We start from the raw sequence: 8,205 nt of genomic DNA, 5'->3' as shown, positions 1-8,205 counted from the left end.
GGGGGCGGCCATGGCGTGGGGGTGGCCCGGCGTGCCGAAACCGATCCTGGGGCCCTCTTGGCCAGAGCGCCATCCGGTCTCCCCGTCACGTCATCACTACCGGGCGAGAACCGTAGCAACACCCCCGAACGCTTCAGACATGCTGGAAGTCTCCTCATCCGCTTTACGTGATCTTTCGGGGCCCGCTGGTTGAGTGACCACCGCGACGTTGATCGATCCCTCGGAGGCATCATGAAGGCGAAGATCGTACTGGCCGCTCTGACCGCGCTCGTGTCCCTTCCCGCTCTGGCGACGCCCGCGTACGCCCATCCCGCCGACCCCGCGCCGGGCGGGCCGCAACGGCCCCACGAGGCGGACGTCGAGGGCGCCCGCAACCTCGACTCCCTGTCGGTGACGGCGACCGCGGGCCCGGGCCACAGTGTGACCCTCGCATGGGACCGCCGCAGCCGCGCCGAGACCGGGCAGGTGCCCGCGGGCGCCAGGCGGTTCGTGTTCCTGTTCGACCGGTCGGTGCGCTTCAACCCGGACGCCTTCCCCACCTGCGACCGCGCCCTCATCGAGGAGAAGGGCGCCGCCGCCTGCCCGGACGGCTCCCAAGTGGGCAGCGGGCTGGCCGAGTACGCCACCGGGGAGCCGCGCGAGGTGCTCGCCTTCAACACCCGGATCGGCCGCACGCCCGGCGTGCTGGTCGTGCTGCCCTCCACCGGCGTGGTGCTGGAGCAGACCATGGAACGTGTCTCGCACCCGTACCGCGAGCACTACCGGTGGGCAATGGACGAGATCCTGCCGCCGAACGACACCCCGCCGCAGGAGCGCGCCGGCACCACCAGGTTCCGGTTGTCGTTCGGCGCCACCCGCGAGCACCACGGCCGCACCGTCGGCTTCGTGGAGTCCACGGCCAGGCCCGGGTCGGCGCTGAGGTTCGGGTTGTGGAGCGAGTTCGTCACCGGGCAGGTGCTGGTGCCGGTCGCCAAGGCGCGGCTCGGCCGCTGAGCGCCTGACGCCGTCACCTCAATCGGGGGCGTCACCGCGGTCGAGCAGGCGGCGCTGCTCCTCCTCGACCACCTGACGGGCGAGGGTCTGCTCCGAGATGTCGACGGCGTCCGCCGCCGACTCGGCCAGGTCGCTGCGCCGGGCGTAGGCGTCGAAGAGCCGCGACTTGCGCTGCAGGATGTTCAGTATGCGCTGGTCGACCGAGTCGACGGTGAGCAGCCGGTGCACCTGCACCTTGCGCACCTGTCCCATCCGGTGGGCGCGGCCGATCGCCTGGTTCTCCGTGCTCGGCTTGACCTGCGGCTCGCACAGGATCACGACGGAGGCGGCCTGCAGGTTGAGCCCCACCCCGCCGGCCTGCACCTGGCTGAGCAGCACCGCGTGCCCCTTGGCCGCGGTGAACTCGTCGACCACCTGCTGCCGGCGCGCGGCGCCGACGTCGCCCGACAGCGGCCCGTGCGCACGGCCGTCCAGTTCCGCCTGTACGCAGGCGAGCACCGCGCGGAAGTAGGAGAACACGACCACCTTGAGCCCGTTGGCCTCGGCGTCCTCGACGAGTTCGAGCAGGCGCTTCAACTTGGCCGAGGTGGCGGGCTCGGCGTAGGCGGCGCGGCGCATGGCCATGAAGTTGCCGTCGGCCACGGCCCGCCGGTAGGCGGTGAAGTCGGCGCCGCTGAACTCCACCCACTCGTCCGCGTCGACCCGGTCGGGCAGCTCGGCCAGCACGTCCTGCTGGTTGCGCCGCAGGTAGACCGGCGCGACCGCCTTCCTGAACGCCTGCGCACCCGCCACCATGTCGCTGTTGCGCAGGCCGACGGCCAGGTCGGGCCGCAGATAGGAGACCAGGACGCGGAACTCCTCGACGCGGTTCTCCATCGGGGTGCCGGTCAGGAAGAGCACGCGGTCGACGCGCCCGCACCATGAGGCGACCGTCTGGGACCGCTTGGCCTGCGGGTTCTTGACGTAGTGGGCCTCGTCCACGACGAGCAGGCCGGGCACGGCCTTCGTGCCGAGCCGGTGGAGGCTGTCGAGGGTGGCCACGGCGACGCCGCCCTGCCGCTCCCACTCCTGCTGGGCCGCGAGCCGGTCGGGCCCGTGCAGGGGGTGGGCGCGCAGGGTGCTGCGCGACTCGACCTCACGCACCCAGTTGATGAGCACGCTCGTGGGGCACGTCACCAGGAAGTGCGTCGCCCCTTTCGCCGCGAGGTGCGCCATCACGGCGATGGCCTCGATCGACTTGCCCAGGCCCATCTCGTCGCCGATGATCACCCGTTCCTGGGCGAGGGCGAAGCGGGCGCCGAACGCCTGGTAGCCGCGGAGCGACACCCGGCGGCGGGTGTCGTCGAGCTGCTGCCCGCCGACCTTGGCCGCGAGGTCGCCGGGCAGCGAGGTCTCGCCCGTCGGCAGGGGTTCGCCGGCGAGCTCGGTCAGCAGGCCGAAGTATTCGGGGGAGCGGGACTCGAAGTCGGTCCACGCCTCCAGGTCGGACGCGGGCGGGCGCAGCAGGTCGGTGGTGACCTGGGCGAGCAGCAGCGGCGTCTCCTGGGAGGTGTCGAGCAGCCCGGAGATCTCGGCCAGCGCGTCGCGCGCCCGCTGGCGCCGCTTGGGCAGCGTGAACCACATGCGCAGGCGGCTGCGCGCCGGCCGGGCCGCGGCCAGCAGCGGCCCCAGCCGCCCCTCCAGGTCGCGGGCGGCATCGAGGGCGCGCGGCAGGTCGGGGCCCACCCGCACCAGGCCGTGCAGGGCGATCACGAGGTCGGTGACCGGCTGGTCGTGGTGCTCGACGTCGATGCGCACGCTCGCGGCGTCGGCCGCCGCCCGCTCGAGCTGGCGTGCGGCCGCGTGGATGTGGCCGGCCGTGCGCGCGCCGATCCCCGGCAGTAACTGCAGCCGGTACGCCGAGGCCTCCAGCACCTGCCGCACCGTGGTGTATCCGGAACTCTCCAGCGTGGCGACCCGCAGCCGGCCGTCGGTGACGTCTTTCAGACGGGAGATCGGAACCGACTCCAGCTGCGCTCTGGCCGCGTCGAGACGGACCTTGTCGAGCGCGGCCGCGGCGTTCCGGTGCACGACGGCGTGCTCGCCCAGCAACGCGCGTGCGGCGGCGAGCAGACGGTCCGCGTCACGGAGTTCCACTGGACCCAGGATGCCGTAGCCAAGGTTGCGACCGTGTAACGGCCCGCGCGGGCGAACCGTGGCACGGGGTCCCTATGCGGCGCCCGCACCACTATTGCGACCTGCTTGCAATTAGTATTCACTCGCTTTAAGGTCGCCAGCATGAAGCGAAGATCCGCGCTGTTCGGGGTGTTCGTCCTGGCGTTGACCGCGTGCTCGGCTCCCTCGCAGCCCGCCCCGGCCGCGCAGGACACCGTCGTGCTGGGCCTGAGTTCGGAGCCCGACGCGCTCAACCCGGTCCTCGGTTACGCCCCGGACGGCGGCTCGCTGATGTTCGACGGGCTCGTACGGCGCACGCCCGACCTGAAGGTGCAGCCCGCCCTGGCCGAGTCGCTGCCCGAGGCGGAGGGGAAGAAGGTGGAGTTCACCCTGCGCCAGGGTGTCACGTTCCACGACGGCAGGCCGCTGACCAGCGCGGACGTCGTCTACACCTACGAGGAGGTGCTGAAGTCCGGCAACAACTCGCCGATCAGGGGCGACTACGCCGCCATCGACAAGGTCGACGCGCCCGACGATCGCACGGTCGTCTTCCACCTCAAGTACCCCTATGCGCCCATCGTGCAGCGGGCCACGCTCGGCATCGTGCCCGACAAATCCGATCTGTCCGGCAAGCCGGTAGGGACCGGCCCGTACGCGTTCGTGTCCTGGACCAAGGGCGACAAGATCGCGCTCAAGGCCAACGAGGGCTACTGGGGCGACGTGCCGGCCGTCAAGAACCTGGTGCTCGCGTACACCACGGACGACAACGCGAGGGCGACCAGGATGGCGGCGGGCGAGTACACCGCGACCGAACTGCCGCCCAAGGCGGTCGCCCGCTTCAGGAACCAGCCGGGCGTGACCGTCCACGAGGCACCCAGCGCCGACTACCGGGGCGTCATGTTCCCGATGGACCAGCCCGTGACCGGCGACCTGGCCGTCCGCAGGGCGCTCAGCCTGGCCGTCGACCGCTCCGCGATGGTGTCGGCGATCCTCGCGGGAGCGGGCGCTCCCGCGTTCGGGCCGATCGCGCCCGGCACCGGCTGGCACGACCCCTCCGTCACCGGCTCCGCGCAACCCGACCGGGCCAAGGCCGCGGCGACGCTGGAGGCGGCCGGCTGGAAGGCGGGCGCCGACGGCATCAGGACCAAGGACGGCACGGCCGCCAGGTTCACGCTGATGTACCCGGCCGGCGACTCGCTGCGCAAGGAACTCGCCCTCGCCGTCGCCTCCGACGCCAAACAGGTGGGCATCGACGTGCGGCTCGCCGGGCTCGACTGGGACGCCATCGACCAGCGCATGGCCAAGGACGCACTGATCATGGGGTACGGCACCCCGTACGACCCCGACTACACCAACTACGAGCTGTTCCACTCCTCCTACGCCGGCCAGGGCTACTTCAATCCCGGCCGGTACGACAACCCCGAGATGGACCGGCTGCTCGACGCCGGCCGCCGAACGTCCGACCGGGCCGCCCGCGAGAAGACGTACCAGGAGGTGCAGCGGCTCATCCGCGACGACGCCGTCTGGCTGTACCTCGTCTACCTGAAGCACACCTACGTCGTCCGCGGCGGCTGGAGCGGGCTGCGGATCGGCGTCGAGGCGCACGAGCACTCCACCGGCGGCCTGCTCGGCACGGTCGTGAACTGGAAGCCCGCCTCGTGACCTGGGTGCGGATCGTCACCTGGCGGCTCGCCTTCACCGTGCCGCTGCTGCTGGCCGTGACGTTCGGGATGTTCGCGCTGGCCAAGGCGTCCCCCTTCGACCCCGTACGGCAGTACCTGGGCGAGCGGGCCATGATCACCAGCCCGGAGGTCATGGCCGGGATCAGGGCAAACTGGGGACTCGACAAGCCCTTGATGGAGCAGTACGCCACCTGGCTCGGCAACCTGCTCACCGGAGACCTCGGAGAGTCGCGGTCGCTGCGCCTGCCGGTCGCGCAGGTCATCGGCGAGCGGCTGGGCTGGACGCTGCTCGTCGTCGGCTGCGCGCTCGTGGTGATGCTCGTCGCCGGGCCGGTCGTCGGCACGCTGGCCGCCTGGCGGCGCGACTCGTGGCTCGACCGGCTCGTCACCGGCGCGGCGTACACCAACGAGGCGGCCCCGGTCTTCTGGGTGGGGCTGCTGGCGATCTGGGTGTTCTCCGTGACGCTCGGCTGGCTGCCCGCGGGCGGGCTCACCGACGCCGCCTCCACCACGGTGACGCTGCCCGACCTGCTGCGCCACATGGTGCTGCCGGTGGCCGTGCTGGCGTTCTCGCAGTCGTCCTGGTTGCTGCTGTTCGTGCGGGAGTCGGTCATCGGCGTGCTGCGCGAGGACTTCGTGACGGGGGCGCGGGCGCGCGGGCTGCGCGGGCGTACGGTGCTGCTGCGGCACGCGCTGCGCTCGGCGCTGCTGCCGTTCATCACGATCATGGGGGCCAGGGTGCCGGAGCTGGTGACGGGGGCGATCCTGGTCGAGGCGGTGTTCTCCTGGCCCGGAGTGGCCGGCACCACCATCAAGGCGGCGCTGTCGGTCGACTTCCCGCTGCTGGCCGCGCTCACCCTGCTGGCCACGCTCGCGGTCGTGGCCGGCAACCTGCTGGCGGACCTGGCCTACACGGTGGCCGACCCCCGCGTCCGCGTGCTCGGGGTGGGCTGATGACGATCGCACAGGACAACACGGGAGCAGCCCGCAGGCCGGTGCGCCGGCTGCGGCTCGCCCTCGGCACGCTGGCCGTCCTCGTCCTCGCCGTGGTGCTGGTGCCGCTGATCGTCCAGCTCGACCAGCAGCTCGTCGACCTGCGGACCGCCTCACTGCCGCCCTCGCCCGGCCACCCGTTCGGCACCGACGAGGTCGGTAGGGACGTGCTGCTCCGCTCCGTCTACGGGCTGCGCGTGTCGATCCTGGTCGGTCTGGTCGCCGCCCTGGCCAGCGTGATGATCGGCGGCCTGGTAGGGCTGGCCGCCGGCGCGGCGGGCGGAACGGCCGACCGGCTGCTCATGCGGATGGTCGACGGGTTCAACGCGCTGCCGCACCTGTTGTTCGGCATCTTCATCGTGGCCCTGTTCGCGCCCAGCGCGGTCGCCGTGGTGGTGTCGGTGGCGGTCACCCACTGGACCACGGCCGCCAGGATCGTCCGGTCCGAGGTGCTGTCACTGCGCGGCCGGCCCTTCGTGGACGCCGCCATCTCCGGAGGCTCTGGCCGGCTGCGCGTCATCCGCCGCCACTTCCTGCCCAATCTGGCCCCCCACCTGCTGCTCGCCACCGTGCTGATGATCCCGCACGCCATCTGGCACGAGACCGCGCTCAGCTTCCTCGGCCTGGGACTGCCGCCCCACCTGGCCTCCCTCGGCAACATGATCAACGACGGGCAGCGTTCGCTGCTCGCGGGGGACTGGTGGCCGAGTCTGTTCCCCGGGCTGTTCATCCTGCTGCCCACGCTCGCGGTCTCCGCGCTCGCCCAGCACCTGCGCGACCGGACCAACCCGCGGTGGAGATCGGAGCCGGTGTTGTGAAGCTGCGCGTCGATGGTCTGTCGGTCCGTTTCCGGCTGCCCGGCGCGGTCGTGCACGCGGTCACCGACGCCCGCTTCGAGCTGCGCGAGGGCCGCTGCCTGGCACTGGCCGGCGAGTCCGGCTGCGGCAAGTCCGTGATGGCGCACGCCCTGCTCGGCCTGCTGCCGGGCAACGCCGATGTCACCGGGCACGCCTGGCTCGGCCCGCTCGACCTGGTCGCCGCCCCGGAGAAGGTGCTGGCCAGGCAGGTACGCGGGCGCATGATCGGTCTCGTCCCGCAGAGCCCCGCCGCCCACCTCACGCCCGTCCGCACCGCCCGCGCCCAGCTCGCCGAGGCGCTGCGCGAGCTCGGCCGTACGGAGGCGCCCGACGAGGTCGCCGCGCGGGCCGGGCTGCGCCCGCAGGACCTCGACCGCTACCCGCACCAGCTCTCCGGCGGCATGGCGCAGCGCGTCGCCAACGCGCTCGCCCTCGCCGGCGACCCGCCCCTGATCGTCGCCGACGAGCCCACCACCGGCCTGGACCGGCCCCTCGTGGACGCGACCATGGCCGAGCTGCGCCGCCTGTGCGACGAAGGCCGCGCGGTGCTCGTCATCACGCACGACCTGCGCGCGGCCGAGCGGGTGGCCGACGACATCGCCGTCATGTACGCCGGCCGCATCGTGGAACTGTCCGAGGCGGGCGCGTTCTTCGCGGGCCCCCGCCACCCTTACGCGCGCGGGCTGCTGGACGCGCTGCCCACCCGCGGTTTCGTCCCGATCCCCGGGCAGCCGCCCGAGCTCACCCGCCTGCCGGACGGCTGCTCCTTCCAGCCGCGCTGCGCCCGGGCGACACCCGCATGCGAAGAACTCCCCGTCATGAGCGGAAAAGGAGTGGCCTGCCACCATGCTTGAGGCCAACGGCGTCACCGTCTCCTTCGGCCGGCACCGAGTGCTCGACGCCGTCATGTTGTCCGTGGCTCCCGGCGAGGTCCTCGGCCTGGCCGGGCCCAGCGGCTGCGGCAAGTCCACCCTCGCCCGCGTGCTCGCCCTCCTGCTGCGTCCCTCCGCGGGCACGGTCACCGTCGACGGGCAGGCCGCGACGCGGTGGCGGCACCGGGCGCCCCAGCGCACCTCGATCGGGCTGATCTTCCAGCAGCCCCGGCTGGCCGTCGACCCTCTCTTCACGCTGCACGACGTGATCACCGAGCCGCTGCGCGCCAACCGTCGGCCCCTGGAACGAGCCCGCGTCCTGGCGGAGGAACTGGGCCTCACGGCCGAGCTGTTCGGCCGCCGGCCGCACGAGGTGTCGGACGGGCAACTCCAGCGCGCCTGCGTGGCGCGGGCTCTGGCGCTCGAACCGCGCTACCTCATCTGCGACGAGATGACCACCATGCTCGACGCCTCCACCCAGGCCCACCTCGTCGCCAGGATCGAGGCGTACCGGGAGCGCACGGGGGCCGGGGTGCTGGCCATCAGCCACGACACGGAACTGCTCGACCGCTGGGCGCGCGGCAACGTACGCACCTGGTCACCCCACCCCCAGCCCGCCCGCCGGGCGGGATGAACACCCGGTTCGGACAACGG

7 protein-coding genes are annotated in these 8,205 nt (G+C 72.4%); 6 read left to right on the top strand and 1 reads right to left on the bottom strand.

What is annotated here, in order from left to right; all coding sequences use genetic code 11:
* Positions 1-231 precede the first annotated feature (231 nt).
* The gene (locus GUY59_RS24095; RefSeq protein WP_138208336.1) at positions 232-993 is read left to right on the top strand and encodes a hypothetical protein; all 762 of its coding nucleotides are present in this window, start codon (positions 232-234) and stop codon (positions 991-993) included.
* 18 nt (positions 994-1,011) lie between these two features.
* Here GUY59_RS24095 and GUY59_RS24090 read toward each other — a convergent pair whose 3' ends face one another.
* Positions 1,012-3,129 carry a DEAD/DEAH box helicase gene (locus GUY59_RS24090; protein WP_252375248.1) on the bottom strand — a complete coding sequence of 706 codons (2,118 nt, stop codon included), beginning with the start codon at positions 3,127-3,129 and terminating at the stop codon, positions 1,012-1,014.
* A 141-nt stretch (positions 3,130-3,270) separates the two neighbouring features.
* Here GUY59_RS24090 and GUY59_RS24085 point away from each other — a divergent pair, with 141 nt between their 5' ends.
* Genes GUY59_RS24085 through GUY59_RS24065 form a run of 5 tightly spaced genes read left to right on the top strand, consistent with a single transcriptional unit; the run spans position 3,271 to position 8,185 of the window.
* The gene (locus GUY59_RS24085; protein ID WP_138208337.1) at positions 3,271-4,809 is read left to right on the top strand and encodes an ABC transporter substrate-binding protein; all 1,539 of its coding nucleotides are present in this window, start codon (positions 3,271-3,273) and stop codon (positions 4,807-4,809) included.
* Complete coding sequence (locus tag GUY59_RS24080) at positions 4,806-5,783, top strand: ABC transporter permease (RefSeq protein WP_252375249.1); 978 nt, start codon at positions 4,806-4,808, stop codon at positions 5,781-5,783. The genes GUY59_RS24085 and GUY59_RS24080 overlap by 4 nt, the downstream gene beginning before the upstream one ends.
* The gene (locus GUY59_RS24075; RefSeq protein ID WP_138208338.1) at positions 5,783-6,640 is read left to right on the top strand and encodes an ABC transporter permease; all 858 of its coding nucleotides are present in this window, start codon (positions 5,783-5,785) and stop codon (positions 6,638-6,640) included. Before GUY59_RS24080 ends, GUY59_RS24075 begins: the two co-directional genes overlap by 1 nt.
* The gene (locus GUY59_RS24070; protein ID WP_252375250.1) at positions 6,637-7,533 is read left to right on the top strand and encodes an ABC transporter ATP-binding protein; all 897 of its coding nucleotides are present in this window, start codon (positions 6,637-6,639) and stop codon (positions 7,531-7,533) included. The genes GUY59_RS24075 and GUY59_RS24070 overlap by 4 nt, the downstream gene beginning before the upstream one ends.
* Positions 7,526-8,185 (top strand): ABC transporter ATP-binding protein, encoded by a 660-nt coding sequence (locus tag GUY59_RS24065; protein ID WP_161714663.1) that lies wholly within the window; start codon positions 7,526-7,528, stop codon positions 8,183-8,185. The genes GUY59_RS24070 and GUY59_RS24065 overlap by 8 nt, the downstream gene beginning before the upstream one ends.
* Positions 8,186-8,205: the final 20 nt, after the last annotated feature.

It is taken from the genome of Nonomuraea sp. K271 (genome assembly GCF_009908215.1).
GTDB lineage: Bacteria > Actinomycetota > Actinomycetes > Streptosporangiales > Streptosporangiaceae > Nonomuraea > Nonomuraea longispora.
The sequence above is the reverse complement of the archived record's forward strand: the minus strand, read 5'-3'. Positions and strand labels throughout refer to the sequence as shown.

Coding starts and splice junctions, on each gene's coding strand:
- GUY59_RS24095 (WP_138208336.1), top strand. CDS start 232: ATGAAGGCGAAGATCGTACTGGCCGCTCTGACCGCGCTCGTGTCCCTT.
- GUY59_RS24085 (WP_138208337.1), top strand. CDS start 3,271: ATGAAGCGAAGATCCGCGCTGTTCGGGGTGTTCGTCCTGGCGTTGACC.
- GUY59_RS24075 (WP_138208338.1), top strand. CDS start 5,783: ATGACGATCGCACAGGACAACACGGGAGCAGCCCGCAGGCCGGTGCGC.
- GUY59_RS24065 (WP_161714663.1), top strand. CDS start 7,526: ATGCTTGAGGCCAACGGCGTCACCGTCTCCTTCGGCCGGCACCGAGTG.